At 54.7% G+C, this 18031-nt stretch carries 12 protein-coding genes; 8 read left to right on the forward strand and 4 right to left on the reverse strand.

Annotated elements, in window-relative coordinates:
- Positions 1 to 135 precede the first annotated feature (135 nt).
- The 8 genes from aceE to AC1RSM_RS04280 all read left to right on the forward strand — a co-directional run bounded on the left by aceE (position 136) and on the right by AC1RSM_RS04280 (position 12184).
- Positions 136 to 2844, forward strand: coding sequence for a pyruvate dehydrogenase (acetyl-transferring), homodimeric type (gene aceE, locus AC1RSM_RS04245; protein ID WP_492929785.1), 2709 nt, complete (start codon positions 136 to 138; stop codon positions 2842 to 2844).
- A gap of 11 nt (positions 2845 to 2855) precedes the next feature.
- Complete coding sequence (gene aceF / locus AC1RSM_RS04250; protein ID WP_492929787.1) at positions 2856 to 4571, forward strand: dihydrolipoyllysine-residue acetyltransferase; 1716 nt, start codon at positions 2856 to 2858, stop codon at positions 4569 to 4571.
- A gap of 9 nt (positions 4572 to 4580) precedes the next feature.
- A complete protein-coding gene (lpdA, locus tag AC1RSM_RS04255) occupies positions 4581 to 6374 on the forward strand; it encodes a dihydrolipoyl dehydrogenase (RefSeq protein ID WP_492929789.1) in 1794 nt (597 codons plus the stop codon).
- A 90-nt stretch (positions 6375 to 6464) separates the two neighbouring features.
- A complete protein-coding gene (folC, locus tag AC1RSM_RS04260; protein WP_492929791.1) occupies positions 6465 to 7856 on the forward strand; it encodes a bifunctional tetrahydrofolate synthase/dihydrofolate synthase in 1392 nt (463 codons plus the stop codon).
- 38 nt (positions 7857 to 7894) lie between these two features.
- A complete protein-coding gene (locus AC1RSM_RS04265) occupies positions 7895 to 8728 on the forward strand; it encodes an SPOR domain-containing protein (RefSeq protein WP_492929793.1) in 834 nt (277 codons plus the stop codon).
- Positions 8725 to 9213, forward strand: coding sequence for a CvpA family protein (locus AC1RSM_RS04270; protein WP_492929795.1), 489 nt, complete (start codon positions 8725 to 8727; stop codon positions 9211 to 9213). Before AC1RSM_RS04265 ends, AC1RSM_RS04270 begins: the two co-directional genes overlap by 4 nt.
- 23 nt (positions 9214 to 9236) lie before the next feature.
- Positions 9237 to 10721 (forward strand): amidophosphoribosyltransferase, encoded by a 1485-nt coding sequence (purF, locus tag AC1RSM_RS04275; RefSeq protein ID WP_492929797.1) that lies wholly within the window; start codon positions 9237 to 9239, stop codon positions 10719 to 10721.
- Between the two features lie 260 nt (positions 10722 to 10981).
- Complete coding sequence (locus tag AC1RSM_RS04280) at positions 10982 to 12184, forward strand: serine hydrolase domain-containing protein (RefSeq protein ID WP_492929799.1); 1203 nt, start codon at positions 10982 to 10984, stop codon at positions 12182 to 12184.
- A 66-nt stretch (positions 12185 to 12250) separates the two neighbouring features.
- Here the strand turns inward: AC1RSM_RS04280 and AC1RSM_RS04285 are convergent, their stop codons facing one another.
- From AC1RSM_RS04285 to AC1RSM_RS04300, 4 genes are all read right to left on the reverse strand, one after another.
- Entirely contained in the window at positions 12251 to 12751 is a 501-nt protein-coding gene (locus tag AC1RSM_RS04285; protein WP_492929801.1) for a disulfide bond formation protein B, read from the reverse strand.
- Between the two features lie 4 nt (positions 12752 to 12755).
- Complete coding sequence (locus AC1RSM_RS04290) at positions 12756 to 13469, reverse strand: MarC family protein (RefSeq protein WP_492929803.1); 714 nt, start codon at positions 13467 to 13469, stop codon at positions 12756 to 12758.
- Between the two features lie 1038 nt (positions 13470 to 14507).
- Positions 14508 to 15302: a DUF3472 domain-containing protein gene (locus AC1RSM_RS04295; protein WP_492929805.1), complete on the reverse strand. Its 795-nt coding sequence runs from the start codon at positions 15300 to 15302 to the stop codon at positions 14508 to 14510.
- A gap of 139 nt (positions 15303 to 15441) precedes the next feature.
- Positions 15442 to 18030 (reverse strand): [protein-PII] uridylyltransferase, encoded by a 2589-nt coding sequence (locus AC1RSM_RS04300; protein ID WP_492929807.1) that lies wholly within the window; start codon positions 18028 to 18030, stop codon positions 15442 to 15444.
- Position 18031: the final 1 nt, after the last annotated feature.

Genomic DNA, 18031 nt, shown 5'->3' on the forward strand with positions numbered 1-18031 from the left:
CTGGTACAGGCGTACCCCGCCATGAACGCTCACAGTCCGCAATACCCGCTTCGGTCAGGATCGCTTTACTTCTTATAGATGGGCGGCTCAGCGTCGAGCAAGACCGGACTACTACCACATATATGGAGACACTATATGTCCTCAACCCAAGACAATAGTTCGGCTCAGGTCAGTCAAGACCAAGCCCTAGAAACAAAAGAGTGGCTAGACGCCCTGGAAGCGGTAGTGGACCGTGAAGGCCCGGCCCGCGCCCATGATCTGATTGAAAAACTGATTGATCTGGCCCGTCGCTCCGGTGCCCATATCCCGTTTTCGCCCAACACGGCTTACGAGAACACAATTCCTCCTGGTTTGGAACCGGCTCACCCCGGCAACCTGGTACTGGAAGAGCGCATTCGCTCCTATATTCGCTGGAACGCGATGGCCATGGTCGTGCGCGCCAACCGTGAAACGCCTCCTGATGGCGGCGGTTTGGGCGGCCACATTGCTTCGTTTGCCTCGCTGGCAACCATGATCGGTTGCGGTCAGAACCACTTCTGGCATGCCGAGACTGAAGATCGCGGCGGCGATATGGTCTTTTTCCAGGGCCACTCCTCGCCCGGTATTTACGCCCGCGCCTTCATGGAAGGCCGTATTTCCGAAGAGCAGCTGAACAACTTCCGTCAGGAAGTTGACGGCAAAGGCTTGCCATCCTACCCGCATCCCAAGTTGATGCCTGAATTCTGGCAGTTCCCCACCGTGTCCATGGGCCTGGGCCCATTGATGGCGATCTACCAAGCCCGCTTCCTGAAGTACCTGCATGCCCGTGGCATTGCCGATACCAGCGGCCGTAAAGTCTGGGTGTTCCTGGGCGACGGCGAGATGGATGAACCCGAATCCTTGGGCGCGATTGGTCTGGCCGCACGTGAAAAACTGGATAACCTGATTTTCATCGTGAACTGTAACTTGCAGCGCTTGGACGGTCCTGTGCGCGGTAACGGCAAGATCATTCAGGAACTGGAAGGCACCTTCCGTGGTGCTGGCTGGAACGTGCTCAAGCTGATCTGGGGCGGTTACTGGGACCCCTTGTTGGCCCGCGATAAAGAAGGCATCTTGCGCAAGGTCATGGAAGACACCGTGGACGGTGAATACCAGGCCTACAAAGCCAATGATGGCGCTTACGTGCGCGAACATTTCTTTGGCAAGCACCCCAAGCTGCTGGAAATGGTCAGCCGCATGAGCGACGAAGACATCTGGCGCCTGAACCGTGGTGGTCACGATCCACACAAGGTTTACGCTGCTTTTGATTCCGCCAGCAAGCATGAAGGTCAACCGACTGTCATCCTGGCCAAAACCATCAAGGGTTACGGCATGGGTCACGTGGGTCAGGCCAAGAACCCTTCGCACCAGCAAAAGAGCCTGGATCTGGACGCTGTGCGCGAGTTCCGCGACCGTTTCAATATTCCTGTTCCTGACGACAAGTTGGAAGAGCTGCCTTACTTTAAGCCTGCCGATGATTCGCCAGAAATGCAGTACCTGCACGCACGCCGTCAGGCACTGGGTGGCTACCTGCCCAAGCGTCGCAACAAGGCCGATGAACAGCTGACCGTACCAACTCTGGACGCGTTCAAGCCTATGCTGGAAGCCACTGCCGAAGGCCGTGAAATTTCCACCACTCAAGCCTTTGTACGCTTCTTTAACACCTTGCTGCGCGATAAGCAGGTGGGCCCTCGTGCTGTACCTATCCTGGCCGACGAATCCCGTACCTTTGGTATGGAAGGTCTGTTCCGTCAGATCGGTATTTACGCACCAGAAGGCCAGAAATACACCCCGGTCGATAAAGATCAGGTGATGTACTACCGCGAAACGGCCAATGGTCAGTTGTTGCAGGAAGGTATTAACGAACAAGGTGCATTCAGCTCCTGGATTGCGGCAGCAACGTCGTACTCCAACAGCAACCGCATCATGATCCCGTTCTTCATTTACTACTCCATGTTCGGCTTCCAGCGCTTTGGCGATCTGGCTTGGGCTGCGGGTGACATGAAGGCACGTGGTTTTGTGCTGGGCGGTACTGCCGGTCGCACCACGCTGAACGGTGAAGGTTTGCAGCACGAAGATGGCCACAGCCATATTCAGTCCTCGCTGATTCCTAACTGCGTGTCCTACGACCCCACCTTCTCGCACGAAGTGGCTGTCATCATGCAGCACGGTCTGAAGCGCATGGTTCAGGACCAGGAAGACGTGTACTACTACGTCACCCTGATGAACGAGAACTACGCTCAGCCCGGTCTGGTTGAAGGCGACGAAGACGGCATCTTGCGCGGTATGTACAAGTTCAAGTCTGTTGCCAAAGACAGCAAGCTGCGTGTTCAGCTGATGGGTTCGGGCACAATCTTGCGCGAAGTCATTGCCGCACAAGATTTGCTGGAAAAAGACTGGGGCATTGGCTCGGACGTCTGGAGCGTCACCAGCTTTACCGAATTGCGTCGTGATGGTCTGGATTGCGAGCGTGCTGCGCTGCTCAATCCGGAAGGCAAAGATCTGCCTGTACCGTACGTGACCACACAGCTGCAAAAAACAGAAGGTCCTATCGTGGTCTCTACCGACTACATCAAGGCCTTTGGCGACCAGATTCGTCCGTTCGTACCGAAGGATCGCACCTTCAAAGTGCTGGGCACTGATGGTTTTGGCCGTTCCGACTTCCGCTTCAAGCTGCGCGAGCACTTCGAGGTTGATCGTCACTTTGTGGTGCTGGCCGCTTTGCGCGCCCTGGCTGAAGAAGGCAAGATCCCGTTCAGCAAAGCGTCCGAAGCGATTGCCAAGTACGGCATCAATCCTTCCAAGGCTAACCCGCACCACGCATAAGGGACTGAACCATGAGCAATATCATTCAAGTCAAAATCCCGGATATCGGTGCCGACGACGCAGTCGAAGTGATCGAAATCTTGGTCAAAGAAGGCGAGACCATCGAGGTCGAGCAAAGTTTGATTACTGTGGAGTCCGACAAGGCCTCCATGGAAATCCCGTCGTCCGCTGCTGGCGTGGTCAAGTCGATCAAGGTCAAGCTGGGTGACAAGGTCAAAGAAGGCAGCCTGGTGCTGGAACTGGAAGCTGCTGACGCCGCACAAGCTGCGCCGGCAGCAGAAGAACCTGCCAAGGCTGAGGCGGCTCCGGCTGCCAAGGCCGAGCCTGCCAAGGAAGCCGCTCCTGCTCCAGCCCCTGCCGCCGCGGCGGCAGCGCCCGCCGGTGGCGAGCAACAAGTAACGGTACAAGTGCCTGATATTGGCGACGCCCGTGATGTGGACGTCATCGAAATCATGGTTCAGGTCGGTGACACGGTTGAAGTAGAGCAGAGCCTGATTACCGTTGAGTCTGACAAGGCTTCGATGGAAGTGCCGTCTTCGCACTCGGGTGTGGTAACGGCCATCAAGGTCAAGCTGGGTGACAAGGTCAGCCAGGGCAGCGATATTCTGGAACTGACCGTTCAAGGTTCGGCTTCTGCGGCTGCCCCTGCGAAAGCGGAAGAGGCTCCTGCCGCCAAGGCTGAGCCTGCCAAGGAAGCGGCTCCTGCTGCCTCTGCCTCCTCGTCTGTGGTGGTGGGGGCGGGTGCTCCTGCTCCTGAACGTGTTTCGCCTACGGCTGCCTTTGCCCAGGCTGACGCTACCTTGCGCAATCTGCCCCACGCCTCGCCTAGCGTTCGCAAGTTTGCTCGTGAACTGGGTGTGGACCTGAGCAAGGTCTACGGCTCGGGTGAGAAAGGCCGTATTACGGCTGATGACGTCCGCGGCTTTGTGAAACAAGCTCTGGCAGGCGGTGCGGCTCCGATCACGGCAGCAGGTACGGCTGCGCAAGTGGGTGGTCTGGATGTACTGGCCTGGCCCAAGGTGGACTTTGCCAAGTTCGGCGCGGTCGAAACCAAGGCCTTGTCGCGCATCAAGAAGATCTCCGGCGCTAACCTGCATCGCAACTGGGTCATGATTCCTCATGTCACCAATAACGATGTAGCCGACATCACGTCCTTGGAAGCACTGCGCAAGGAACTGAACGAGGAGTACAAGAAGTCCGGCGCTCGCGTCACCATGCTGGCTTTTGTCATCAAAGCGGCAGTGGCTGCCTTGAAGAAATTCCCCGAGTTCAATGCCTCGCTGGACGGCGACAATCTGGTGCTCAAACAGTACTACCACATCGGTTTTGCTGCTGATACGCCTAATGGCCTGGTCGTGCCGGTCATCCGTGATGCCGACAAGAAAGGCATTCTGGATATCGCCCGCGAAACGGGCGAGCTGGCCGCTGCTGCCCGTGATGGCAAGTTGAGCGCTGCTCAAATGCAAGGTGGTTGCTTTACGATTTCCTCGCTGGGCGGTATTGGCGGTACGGACTTCACACCCATCATCAATGCGCCAGAAGTGGCCATTTTGGGTCTGTCACGTTCCTCCATGCAGCCCGTATGGAATGGCAAGGAATTTGAGCCGCGTTTGATGCTGCCTTTGTCTTTGTCCTACGATCACCGCGTCATTGACGGTGCTTCCGCAGCCCGCTTCAATGCCTTCCTGGCAACGATGTTGGCTGACTTTCGCCGCATCGCACTGTAAGGAGTTGCCATGAGTCTGATTGATCTGACGGTCCCGGATATTGGTGACACCGGCGAGGTCGATGTTATCGAAGTGCTCGTGCAAGTTGGCGACACAGTCGAAGTCGAACAAAGCCTGATTACTGTGGAGTCCGATAAGGCCTCCATGGAAATCCCTGCCGCACAGGCAGGGGTGATCAAGGAGTTGCTGGTCAAAGTGGGTGACAAAGTCTCCCAGGGTTCGCCCATTGCCAAGATTGAAGCGGCTGAAGGCAAGTCCGCCCCGGCCGCTGCGCCTGCCAAGCAGGAGGAAGCTCCTAAAGCTGCCGCTCCTGCGGCTGCTGCAACGGCTCCGGCACCCGCTCCAGCTGCTGCGCCTGCTCCCCAGGCTGCCAGCCACCAGGGTGGCTCGGATGATGCCGTGGATGTCGTGGTTCTGGGCGCTGGCCCAGGCGGCTACAACGCAGCCTTCCGTGCTGCTGACCTGGGCCTGAAAGTGGCTCTGGTCGAGCGCTACAGCACCCTGGGCGGTGTGTGTCTGAACGTGGGTTGTATTCCTTCCAAGGCCTTGCTGCATACCGTGGCGGTCTACGAGGAAGCCAAATCCCTGGCCACCCACGGCATCAAGTTTGGCGAAGCCGAAATTGATATTGATGCGCTGCGTGACTACAAGAACAAGGTCATCGGCAAATTGACCGGTGGTCTGGCGGGCATGGCAAAAGGCCGCAAGGTACAGGTTGTGGTCGGCAACGGCCAGTTCCTGGACCCTAATCACATCGAAGTGACCGCCAATGACGGCACCAAGAAAGTCATCAAGTTTGGTTCGGCCATTATTGCGGCCGGCAGCCAGTCGGTAAAACTGCCATTCTTGCCTGACGATCCACGCGTGGTGGACTCCACCGGCGCGCTGGAACTGAAGTCTGTGCCCAAGCGCATGCTGATTGTGGGTGGTGGCATCATCGGTCTGGAAATGGGTACGGTGTACTCGGCTCTGGGCGCCCGCCTGGACGTGGTTGAAATGCAAACGGGCTTGATGCCAGGTGCAGACCGCGACGTGGTCAAGGTGTGGGAGAAGATGAACAAGCATCGCTTTGACCACATGATGCTGGAAACCAGCACCGTGGCGGCAGAAGCGCGCGAAGACGGCATCTGGGTGACCTTCGAAGGCAAGAACGCTCCGGCCGAGCCACAGCGCTACGACCTGGTTCTGCAAGCCGTAGGCCGCTCGCCCAATGGCAAGAAAATTGGTGCTGAAAAAGCAGGCGTACAAGTCACGGACCGTGGCTTTATCCCTGTCGATCAGCAGCAGCGTACCAACGTGCCCAATATCTACGCGATTGGCGACATTGTGGGTCAGCCCATGCTGGCGCATAAGGCCGAGCACGAGGCACACGTGGCAGCTGAAGTTATTGCCGGCCAGAAGTCCTTCTTTGATGCTCGCGTGATTCCTTCGGTGGCTTACACCGATCCGGAAATCGCCTGGGTGGGTCTGACCGAAGATCAGGCCAAGAAAGACGGGATCAAGGTGGAGAAGGGCGTGTTCCCGTGGGCAGCATCGGGTCGTGCCATTGCGAATAACCGCGATGAAGGCTTCACCAAAGTGCTGTTTGATGCTGAAACCCACCGTATCGTGGGTGGCGGTATCGTCGGTACTAATGCAGGTGAGCTGATCGGTGAGCTGGTTCTGGCTATTGAGATGGGCGTAGATCCCGTTGATCTGGCCAAATCCATCCACCCGCACCCCACCTTGTGCGAATCGGTTGGTAAAGCCGCCGCTGTCGCAGAAGGGACGTGCACGGACTTGCCTCCAGCGCGCCGCAAGTAATACCAGTGTCGGCCTGATAGTTAAGGCGTACTGGACCACGGCAGGTGCTATCATCAGCGCCTGCCGTTTTTTTTTGTAATTGGTATTGTCATGACGAATCCTGTACTGAAGGCCGACTCCGCGCTGAGTGACTGGCTATCCTATTTGGAAACTTTGCATCCTTCGGCGATTGATATGGGCCTGGGACGGATTCGTGAGGTGGCTCAACGCCTTGAGTTGAAACTGGATTCCGTCGTCATTACGGTGGGCGGCACTAATGGCAAGGGCTCAACCTGCGCCATGTTGGAGGCCATCTTGCTGGCGGCCGCCTATAAAGTGGGCGTGTACGCGTCGCCGCATCTGGTGCGCTACAACGAACGCATTCGTCTAAATGGCGAAATGGCAGACGACGCCCAGATCACGGCCCAGTTTGCGCGCATCAACGAAGCACGTGGCGATCTGACTCTGACCTACTTTGAGTTCTCCACATTGGCCGCTTTGTTGCTGTTCCAGGAACAGCGGGTGGATGTGGCCGTGCTGGAAGTGGGCCTGGGTGGCCGACTGGATGCCGTCAACATCATTGACGCCGATTGCTCCGTCATTACCAGCATCGATATTGACCACGCTGAATACCTGGGCAATACCCGCGAGCAAGTCGCCTGGGAAAAAGCCCATATTTTTCGTGCCGATCGTCCTGCCATCTGTGCTGATCCGGTGCCTCCGCAAACCATGCTGGATTACGCTGAAGAAATTGGCGCCCAGCTGTGGCTGTTTGGTAAAGATTTCAACTACTCGGGCGACCGTCAGCAATGGGCCTATGGTGGCCGCAATCAACGCCGTGCGGCATTGGCCTACCCGGCCCTGCGCGGTGCGAATCAATTGTTGAATGCCTCTGCGGCACTGGCCGCCCTGGAGTCCCTGCATCCGCGTCTGGCAGTGCCTGCCCAGGCGGTGCGCGCAGGTTTATTGCGTGCTCAAATGCCAGGTCGTTTCCAGATCCAGCCCGGTCTGCCTTGCGTGATTTTTGATGTGGCTCACAATCCGCATGCGGCGGCTGCCTTGGCGCAGAATCTGGATAATATGCCGTCTTATCCCAAGACGATTGCCGTCGTTGGCATGTACAAGGACAAGGACGTCGATGGGGTCATTGCTCGTATGGCGACTCGGATTGACCATTGGATGTGCGCCAGCCTGGACGGGCCACGCAGCCTATCGGGTGAAGAACTGGCCGAGCATGTGCGTGCTGTTTTGGCCCGTGGTGAGGCGCCTGATGATGTTCTGGCTCCCGAAGCGGAATCCACGGCGCATCGCCCAGGGGTTCGGCCGGTTGCACGCGCTTCGGTCAGTAAAGCGTCAGCCGTCGTATCCAGTTACAACAGTCCTCAGCTCGCTTACCAGGCGGCGCTAAAAGAGGCCAGTGACAATGATAGAATTGTTGTGTTTGGCTCGTTTGCGACGGTAGGGCCGATTCTTGAAGCCGCAAACGACCGTTCATCTTCCTGAATATCGGCAAGACTGCTTATTTCATAGGTCTGAGGCTCATGGGTTTATTTTCACGTAACGATACTTCTTCATCGTCGGGTCGCCGGACGACCGGTTCCAGCGACTCACAATTATCGGAACTGCGTGGACGGGCTCGGCGCCGTCTGATTGGTGCATTGGCACTGGTGCTGGCTGTTGTCGTGCTGGTGCCCATGCTGACCGCGGACAAGACGCCGCCCGAGCCGGAACAATCACTGGCGCTGGGGCCTATTGGTCAACATGCTGGTCAAGGCTCGGCACAAACTCGCCCCGGTGAGCTGATTGTGCAAGAGGGCACGCCTACTCCCACGATCGAGCAGCCTGACGAACCCTTGGTGACAGATCCATCCACAACGGATGGTGGTTTGGCTGTGGTCAACCCAGGTCTGGAAACGGACCCTGCGCATGTGACAACGCCTACCCCTGAAGCGCCGCCACCTGTGACCACCCGCCCAGAAACTCCCAAGCCTGTGGAAAAACCCAAGCCTGTTGAGAAGCCTAAGCCAACTACTCCGGCTCCAGGCAACCGTACGGACGACGGTTCCTACGCTTTGGCGTTGCTGGAAGGCCGTGTACCGGACAAACCCGCTCCTGCCGCCAGCAAGCCTGCTGCACAGCAAGGCAACTTTATTTTGCAGATTGTCGCCTATTCCAACCAGAGTGATGCTCAGTCGCGTCGCGATCAGCTGGTATCGGCCGGTGTGACCAATGCCTATGTAGAAACGGCACAAAGCGGGGGCAAGGCAACCTATCGTTTGCGTGTGGGGCCATTCCCCACCCGTGAAGCGGCTCAGGCCGCCCAGGCCCGCTTGCGCTCGCTCGGCTACGAGAACAGTTTTATCTCGGCTAAGTGAGCAGCTTCGACTATATCGTCCTTGGAATTGTGGGCGTATCAGGCTTTCTGGGCCTGATACGCGGATTGATCAAGGAAGTTCTTTCGCTCAGCGCCTATTTGTTGGCTTTCATGGCCGCAATCTGGTGGGGGCCACGCACATCAGGCTGGATACAAGTCTGGATAGAAAACGGCTTATTACGTACGGCTTTGGCCTACGGAGCCGTTTTTTTTATGGTCTTGTTACTGGTGGGCTTATTGAACATGCTGCTGGCCAGTCTGATAGAGCAAACAGGTCTGACACCAGCCGATCACGGCTTGGGTGGCCTGTTTGGCTTGGCTCGCGGGGTGTTGCTGGTGTTGATCCTGGTGATATTGGCCGGGCATACCGATTTACCTAAAGAACCGTGGTGGGAGCAGGCCAAGCTGGCCGAGCCTGCGATCCGCGCGGTGCAGTCGATTAAGGCCATGCTGCCGCCGTCTTTGGCAGAATGGCTACCTTATTGAGAACACACTAACGGGAACCAATCATGTGTGGAGTTGTAGGGGTTGTTGCGCGCAGCCCTGTAAATCAGTTGATCTATGACAGTTTGCTCTTGCTGCAGCATCGCGGGCAGGATGCGGCGGGGCTGGCAACTTGGGAAGATCAGTTCTTTAGCATGCACAAAGCCTTTGGCTTGGTGCGGGACGTGTTCCGCACCCGCAATATGCGGTCCTTGCCGGGTAATAGCGGTATTGGCCACGTGCGCTACCCAACGGCAGGCTCCAGCGAGAACGTTGCCGAGGCACAGCCTTTTTACGTGAATGCTCCCTTTGGCATCACCTTTGTGCACAATGGCAATCTGACTAACTGGCGTCAGCTGCGTGAAGAGTTGTTCACCATTGATCGACGCCATATCAACACCAATTCGGATTCCGAAGTGCTGCTGAACGTGTACGCTCACGAACTGCAACGTGCTGCCACTGGCCCCGAGCTATCCCAGGATGAGGTGTTCGAAGCGGTTTCGGCCGTTCATCGCCGTGCCCGTGGCGCATACGCCGTGGTGTCACAGATTGCTGATTTTGGTCTGGTTGCTTTCCGTGACCCCAATGGCATCCGTCCTTTGTGTATTGGTCGCAATGTGACCGACAAGGGCGAAGAGTGGATGATCGCTTCTGAGTCTGTCGCCCTGACGGGTTGCGGTTTTGAGTTGATCCGCGACGTAGAGCCTGGTGAGGCCATCATCGTGGATTTGGACGGCAATCTGAGCAGCCGTCAGTGCGCTGAAAATCCACGTTTGAACCCCTGTGTCTTTGAATACGTCTACTTTGCCCGTCCGGATTCCACCGTGGATGGAGTATCTGTCTACGATGCTCGCCTGCTGATGGGGGAGTATCTGGCAGAAAACGTGGCCAAGAACCTGCGTCTGGCGGACATTGATGTGGTGATGCCGATTCCGGACTCGGCTCGTCCCTCGGCCATGCAGCTGGCAGCGCATCTGAACCTGGATTACCGCGAAGGCTTCATCAAGAATCGCTATATTGGCCGCACCTTCATCATGCCAGGCCAGGAAGTGCGCCAGAAGTCGGTGCGCCAGAAGCTGAGCGCCATTCCTATGGAGTTCCGTGGCAAGAATGTGCTGCTGGTGGATGACTCCATTGTGCGTGGTACAACCAGCCGACAGATTGTGGACATGGCTCGTGCCGCTGGCGCGAATAAAGTGTTTTTTGCCTCCGCTGCGCCGCCAGTGCGCTTTCCGAACGTATACGGCATCGATATGCCCACCGTGTCCGAGCTGATCGCAACCGGCCGGGATGTGGATCAGGTCGCCAAGGAAATTGGTGTGGATGGTCTGGTTTACCAAGATCTGAGCGATCTGGAAAAATCCTTGAGCGATTTAAATCCACGCTTTGCTGGTTTTGAGTCTTCCTGCTTTAGCGGTGAATACGTAACGGGCGATGTGGACGAGGCTTATCTGAATCTGCTGTCAGAAGGTCGTAAAAATGGCCGCGATGTGCCGGACGTGACGGATTGATAAATCTGCTTAGTCTAGCTTGATTAAAAACCCGCTTTTATAGCGGGTTTTTTTATTTCTATGATATTTTTATTCTAGATCTATTTATTGATGCTTTAATTATTAGCCTATTTCATAAAATAAAGACATTGTTTTCAAAGGTTTGATAGTTTTATATTCCATTATTTATTTAGGGTTTAGGGGGGGAATTAACTTATATTTTTTCTTTGCTTCTTTCGATAAATCATGGGCATTCAAGCTCATTCCATCTGGAAACAAAGATGAAAGAACTAATCGATACTACGCAGTCTGCTCAGGCGACGCTTGAAGCCAGTCTGGCCCCTACTTATTCCTCTGTCTATTTGCCCACCTTGCACCAAGTGCTTGAACAGGCTTTAGATCGCAGCCAAATAATGGGTATGGTGGTACTGGTCGCTCATAAAGGACAGATCCTAGCCAGCTTTGCGGGCGGCTGGGCGGATAAAGAGCAGGCTCTGCCAATGCAGGATGACACGGTATTTAGATTGGGTTCTCTTAGCAAAACCATTAGTTCTTTGATGGCTTTGCGCTTGGTGGAGCAAGGGTATTTGTCCTTGAAAGATAGAATTACCCGTTACCTACCCCATTTTGGGCCTTCCTTTGAGGGGAGTTGTCCGCCCATCTCTATTCATCAACTGCTCACACATACCTCTGGGCTGAGTTACCGCTTTATTGACGGCGAAGAGAGTGTGTACGCGCAAGCCCAAATCAGTGATGGCATTGATCAGGCGGATCTGAGCTGGGAAGAAAACTTCAGACGACTATGCTCAGTACCCTTGCGCTTTGCGCCGGGGACGGCTTGGCGATATTCCCTAGGCGTGGATGTAGTGGGGCAAGCCTTGCAGGTGGCTACGGGACGCAGTCTGCCAGCGCTGTTGGAAGAGACGATGAATCGGCCTTTAGGGCTTAGGCATTGCTCGTTTTATGGGCGTGAGGATTTTCAGATAGCCGCCCATTATCAAAGTGGTGTACAGAATTTGACCCGCGTTGATCGCCTTCTGGATTTGGGCATAGGAACACTGCGTTTTGACGAGAAATGTATGTCTCATCCGCAGGTCCCCGTGTATGCAGGAGCTTCTTTGCTAGGTTCAGGGCCGGATTTGATGCGTATCTTGCTGGCGCTGCGTAGCGGTGATTTGCTGTCCCAACCCTACCGCCAGGCCGTGCTAAGCGATCAGGTGCCGTACTCCAGCAAGTGCATGTGGCATAACTGGGGTTACACCTATGGCGCCGCTATTTCCCGGCAAGAACCCGACGCAAATATGCCGCTAGCCGCAGGCAGCCTGCAATGGGTTGGAGCGTTTGGCCAGAAGTGGATGTTTGATCCACAGAATGACGTGATTATTGTCAGTATGAGCAATACGGCGCCTGAAGGCTTGTTTGGCGCTTTTCCAGATCAAGTGCGCGATGCCGTATATACCGATCTGGGTTTGATACCCGGCTGACTACTTCCGTTCACGCAAAAAAGCCCTGCACGGAGCAGGGCTTGATGTGGGTATGTCAGGATGGGATCAAGCGCCGCGGCGCTTGAATAGCGTCAGCAGCAGACCGAGGCCCAGAATGATGAACAGGCCCAGGCTCCAGTAGGCGTATTCAATCCCGAACAAGGGCTGGCGGGCGTCCATGCAGGAAGCATAAATGCCAAACAACCAAGGCAGGCCGCTTTCCAGACCCGATTGGGTGATGAAGCGGTCCGCAAAGGTTTGGTCACAGCTAAACAAGTGCTGTGCCACTGACACTTGATACCAAGCCGCCACGATACCGCCTACAGCCGTAGCCAGCCCCAGCAGATTGGCCAGTATCGAACTGCGTTGATAGCCCAGCTGACGCAATACACCAGCAATCAGGCTAAAGGCCCCCAGCACCAGAAAGATCAGGCGCTGCAGCACACACCAGGCGCAGGGCGGAATGCTGAAAAAATGCTGGGAAATCAAAGCAAAACCCACTGCTAAAAAAGACAGCAGGGCGATTAAGTAGTAGGGCACAGCAGACTGGCGAAATGTGGCGGCCATGGTATCAGGAAGCGCTCAAAGAGTAAAAGGTAGAAGCTTCGTGCAGCAAACCCAGGAAAAGTTCATGAAAACCGGCCCAGGTAATTTGTACGCCCAGACAGAGCAAAATGAAGGCTGACAGGCGCATCACGACAGCCGTGCCATTTTTACCCAGCTTGTACAGAAATTGCGAAGCAAAACGTAAGGCCAGAAACACAATGAAGCTGGCGGCCGCAATAGCGGGCAGGGCGCCGGCTAGTTTGCTCATGGTGCCGGCCACCGAGTTGTCATGCAGTGTGGCACCCACTGTCAGTGCCGCAGAGAGCGAACCGGGGCCACACAGCATGGGGAAGGTCAGCGGGTAAAAGGCTTTGGAGCGGATTTGCTCCCATGAATAGGATTCGGCCATGTTTTGCGCATGGGCTGCATCAAAGTCAGACGCATTGATCAGTCGCCAGGCTGTGCCGATCACCAGCAAGCCCCCGCCGATACGAATAATGGGCAGGGAAATGCCAAAGAAATTCAGCACAATATTGCCCGCGACCATAGCCACGGCCAGCATGATGAAAATATTGATGGAGACTTTCTTGGCAAGCCGGGCGCGGTCGGGCACGCTGGCCCCTTCGGTCAGGGTCAGAAAGATGGGAGCGGCCGCCGGGGGGTTAAGCATGGGCAAGAGGGTCGCCAATGCAAACAGGAAGCTGCGGCTGACATCAGCGAGTACGGAGGAGATTTCCATTACGACGGGGTGATTGGTTGATGTAAATAATGGAATCGTAAGATTAACCTACGATTGGGGGCCATTCGATTGATCAGAGCGTGTTAGGGGAGCTTTGGCGCAGGTAGTCTCGCGCTATAGGTGTCTGAGGTCGGTGCTTCTGGGACAAATTTGAGCCTTTGATCAAGGAGAGTTTCTGGTCCATTTTATCAACTGGGGGATGGAGAGGGCATAGAAGACTGGAACATCAGAAACCCTTGCTGAAAAATGACCCGAAAATACTCTTGTAAAGCTCAAGGGGCAGTACTCTGCTGGGGAAAAAGTCCACATTTTTTTGCCGGACTACGCGCAGAAGTAAGCCGTTCACTGCTGTACTGAAGGTGTGGCGGAAAGATGAGGGCTCGCCCTTACCCACCAAACAAACCCCTGCTATGCGATGCACCCCCCTGCATGACTTTCTCCCGTTGATACGACTGGCATCTTGAAGCTAGGCAAGAAGCACCGTTCTTTCATTCTCGTCAACCTGGGGCAGTTTGAGACAGACTTTCAGTGCATGCGCGTGATGACTTGATCGATGTTGCTCTAGAGCATGATGCTTTGTCGACAGGGGAGTCGGCGGTAAAAAACAAGGACTAGAAGCGGTGTTTGGCATCTGAACCGTCAGATTCGCGCATCGTGAAGTCAGTAGGTCAGATAACGGCGACAAGTTATGCAGTGATGAAAGAAGAAAAACATCATTGTCACTATAAACTGCCGATTTATCTTGAAAATTAAATTGGTTTTTGCTTTTGGTGCTAAAGTAATCGGCATACCAAGGAAGGTTTGAGGGAATCCTAGTCTGTAGATATTTATTTCTGAGTGGATAAATAAATTATAAGGAAAAAGGATAAAAATTTTAAATTTGTTTATTTAAAAGTATTGCTTATAAAATAAAAATTGTCTTATATTTAATAATTAAATAAAACAAAGTTTAAAGGAGTAAAAATAAAGTGGTATTCATAAAGAGAAGGGAGGGTTAAGTAACCATGCCTTTCTCAGAATTGCTCTGTACCTAAACCCTCAAGGGTCATTATCTTCCCCGTCATTTTGAATGATTGAAATGCCAGCGCGTTCATCGATGAAAGAAGAGAAATTAACAGAATGCGCGCAAACGCCAACTTTATAGGCTTTGTTGACGACGCTTGTTGCAATCGTGTTGGCGTCCAGCTGGGAGGTTCCCGCACTGAAATACGCTGAGGTTGCCGGAATCTCGGCGCAATTTTTAATGCCGGTGTAGTCTTCTATAAAGCCGATATTCGAACCAGACAGATACCCTAGCGTTTTCGGCGTTGCCCAAGCTCCGATCTTCACCTTCTCTTGAGTGGCAGCATCTGTAACGTAGCCCTCCCATAGATTTTCGCTTGCAGTCTCTTCTGTGAGAACCGCCAGGAAATCGTATGTATTACCTAGGGCGAAGGGTATCTTAACGGTGTTGCATGTTATTCCATTACCGCCATCAGCGCCTGAGGAGCAATGATCGATATCGATTGCACGCCCTCCCTTGCCAAAATAGGAAAATATGATCAGTGTCTGGCCATTACCTGCCGGCTGAATTCCGTAATAATAAGCTTCGTTGTCAGACGTGGGTGAATTGAAGTTGATATATTGTGAATAATAAAACTTCTCTGTTAAGGGGCCAGACAAGACGCTGATGGAGAAACTCAAGTTCTTGAAACCCTCTTTGGGCTTAGCGGGAAATGATCCCGTAAAGTTAGTTATATGAACTGCCCATTGAGTGTCGGAGAAACCCGCATAAGAGGTCGGTGTGGCCGCTAGGAAAATTGCCAAGACTGCCATGTTTTTTAACGATAGCATATGACTTCTCTGAAGATGATAGGGTGGAGATTTTCGAACTTTAGAGGATCAGCCTGCGCTACGTTTGAGTATATTGTTCGAATATGGGCTTTAAAAAATACAATGATGTAAGTGGAAGTAATTTTAACGTTTCAGAAACTTAGCTGGATGTCGAGCTACTGGCTTGTTGAGAGAGGGCTAAACGTATATCGCGCTCCAGGCGCAATTGATTACGGTTTTGTTCCAGGGCGGCACCACTGAGGATAAAGACGTCTTCAACACGATCGCCCAGGGTCATGACTTTGGCCGAGCGCAGCCGTACATCGTGATGCTCGAACACTTGGGCAAGGCTGTACAACAAACCACGCCGGTCTGTAGCACTAAGCGTCAAAATCCAGTCTTGACCCTTGTCATCGGGACGTAAATCGACGGTGGGCTGAATAGGAAAGACGCGTGCTCGGCGCGAGCGCACATCGCGGTAGTGTTTGTGGCTGTACTCGAAAGGGGGAAGGTCTTGTTCCAGCGCCTGGCATAGCTCGGTTTCAATGAGCAAAGGGTCGCGTCGCAAGGCATGGTCGTAGGCAGGCAGCATGACGATAAAGCTGTCCAGCGCCCAGCCATGGCGAGTGGTGTAGATGCGGGCATCCTGAATGCTCACGGCTTGGCTGTCAAAGTAGCGGCAAATCCGTAAAAACAGGCCGCTGGCGTCTTTGGTGTAGACCAGCACTTGCAAGGCATCAGTCTGGCCCGCAGGACGAATACGAACAATAGGTGTCAGGCTCTGGGACTGGTGGTAGAGCTGAATGGTGTGCCAAGCAATTTCACTGGCGTCATGGCGCAGGAAATAGGGCTTGTCCAGCCATTGCCAGAAGTCTTCACGGGCTTCGTCCAGCAGTCCGGCCAGACGGATTTCGCCGGCTGCATCGCGTTTGCGCTGGTCCAGTACGGATACCCCGTCTTTGGCCTGGCGGCCTAAGGCGGCCAAGGTCAAGTTATATAGGTCTTCCAGCAGCTTACCCTTCCAGGAGTTCCAGACGGTGGGGCTAGTGGCGCGTATGTCGGCTACCGTTAACAGATAAAGGGCAGTCAGGCGGCGCTCGGTACCAACGGTCTGCAGGAACTGGAAGATGACATGGGGATCGCTCAGGTCGCGCTTTTGCGCCACTTGGGACATGGTCAGGTGCTCTCTGACCAGAAACACCACCAACTCCGCGTCTATGGGCATCAGACCGTGGTCCTGGCAAAAGGCCAGGGCGTCTTGAGCACCCAGCTCCGAATGATTACCCCCTCGTCCCTTGGCAATGTCATGGAACAGCGCGGCGATGTACAGCAGCCAATGGCGGTCAAATCCGCTCATCAGCTGGTTGGCCATAGAGAGCTCTTCGCTATGCTCGGCCATGGTGAAGCGGCGCAGATTGCGGATGACTTTAAGTGTGTGCTCATCCACGGTGTAGGCGTGGAATAAATCGTGCTGCATCTGACCCACTATGCGCCTGAAAACAGGCAAATAGCGCGGCAGGAGATTGAGCAGATTCATAAGCCTCAAGGTATGTACAATCCCCTTGTTCTGCTGCAGTATTTCCAGAAAAAGACGTCGATTGCGTGGCTCGGCTCGAAACTTGGCATCAATCAAACGTCGTGCGTGCCATAAAGCACGCAAGGTGTCGGCTTTCAAGCCGCGCAGATTGGACTGCTGCTGCAAGTGCAGCATGGCCACAAAAATTAGGGACGGGTCTTGCTCGAAGCCGTCGGCTTGGCGCAATTCCAGCTGGCCGTGATGAATCTGGAAATGGTCGTCCAGGATCTGAGGTTCTTGATCGGTTTGCGGGAACAAGTCCTCTTCAATGCTGCGCATCAAGATCAGATTCAGCTGGCTGACAATCTTGGCTGCCCAATAATAGCGTTGCATCAGCAATTCACTGGCGCGGCGGGTGGCCGTGGGTTGGAAACCGTAGATTTCAGCCAGACGGGGCTGTAGATCAAAAAGTAGCCTGTCTTCAGCGCGGCCTGTCAGCAGGTGCAGTTCAATGCGCAAGCGCTTGAAGGCCTCTTCGACTCGTTGCAACGCTTTCAGTTCGGACTGGGTCAAAAGCTCGGATTGCCCCACATCGACCCAAGTGCGTCCCAGCCCAGCTGCCCGAGCCATCCAGAGCAGGACTTGCAAGTCCCGCAAGGCGCCGGGGGACTCTTTACAGTTAGGTTCCAGTGAATAGGGCGTGTCTTGCAGGCGGGCGTGGCGCTGCTGTTGCTCCGCTTGTTTGGCCAGAAAGAAAGCCTGAGGGTCCATCTGGCTTTGTAGCTGCTGTTGAGCATGGCGCAAAAGCAGCCGCGAACCGGCCAGCCAGCGGCTTTCCAGCAAGGCAGTCTCTATGGTGATGTCTTGGCTGGCTTGCTCCAGGCACTGAGCAGCCGTGGCTACGTTGTGGCTTGGGGCCAGGCCGATATCCCACAGCGCTGCGACCAAGGCTTGAATGCGGTCAATGTCCTGAGCATTGGGCTCACGCTGCAAGAGAATCAGCAAATCCACATCCGAGTGCGGATAGAGCTCGCCACGACCATAACCGCCCAGCGCAGCCAGGCTGGCCTGGTGGGGCAGGGGGTAGCGGTCCAGGAGTTCTCGCAGGCCTTGATCGCAAATCTGACACAGGCTTTTCAGCAGTCGATCACAATGCAAGTCCTGCCGGAAACGCTCGTAAACCTGTGCCCGGCGGCAAGCTATTCTGTCGCGAAGCTGGGCCAGGAAAGACATG

This window comes from Alcaligenes sp. GW821-FHT11D07 (assembly GCF_058808495.1).

Excerpts from the sequence above, each read along its gene's own strand:
- aceE (WP_492929785.1), top strand. The coding sequence starts at position 136 with ATGTCCTCAACCCAAGACAATAGTTCGGCTCAGGTCAGTCAAGACCAA.
- aceF (WP_492929787.1), top strand. The coding sequence starts at position 2,856 with ATGAGCAATATCATTCAAGTCAAAATCCCGGATATCGGTGCCGACGAC.
- lpdA (WP_492929789.1), top strand. The coding sequence starts at position 4,581 with ATGAGTCTGATTGATCTGACGGTCCCGGATATTGGTGACACCGGCGAG.
- folC (WP_492929791.1), top strand. The coding sequence starts at position 6,465 with ATGACGAATCCTGTACTGAAGGCCGACTCCGCGCTGAGTGACTGGCTA.
- AC1RSM_RS04265 (WP_492929793.1), top strand. The coding sequence starts at position 7,895 with ATGGGTTTATTTTCACGTAACGATACTTCTTCATCGTCGGGTCGCCGG.
- purF (WP_492929797.1), top strand. The coding sequence starts at position 9,237 with ATGTGTGGAGTTGTAGGGGTTGTTGCGCGCAGCCCTGTAAATCAGTTG.
- AC1RSM_RS04280 (WP_492929799.1), top strand. The coding sequence starts at position 10,982 with ATGAAAGAACTAATCGATACTACGCAGTCTGCTCAGGCGACGCTTGAA.
- AC1RSM_RS04285 (WP_492929801.1), bottom strand. The coding sequence starts at position 12,751 with ATGGCCGCCACATTTCGCCAGTCTGCTGTGCCCTACTACTTAATCGCC.
- AC1RSM_RS04290 (WP_492929803.1), bottom strand. The coding sequence starts at position 13,469 with ATGGAAATCTCCTCCGTACTCGCTGATGTCAGCCGCAGCTTCCTGTTT.
- AC1RSM_RS04295 (WP_492929805.1), bottom strand. The coding sequence starts at position 15,302 with ATGCTATCGTTAAAAAACATGGCAGTCTTGGCAATTTTCCTAGCGGCC.
- AC1RSM_RS04300 (WP_492929807.1), bottom strand. The coding sequence starts at position 18,030 with ATGTCTTTCCTGGCCCAGCTTCGCGACAGAATAGCTTGCCGCCGGGCA.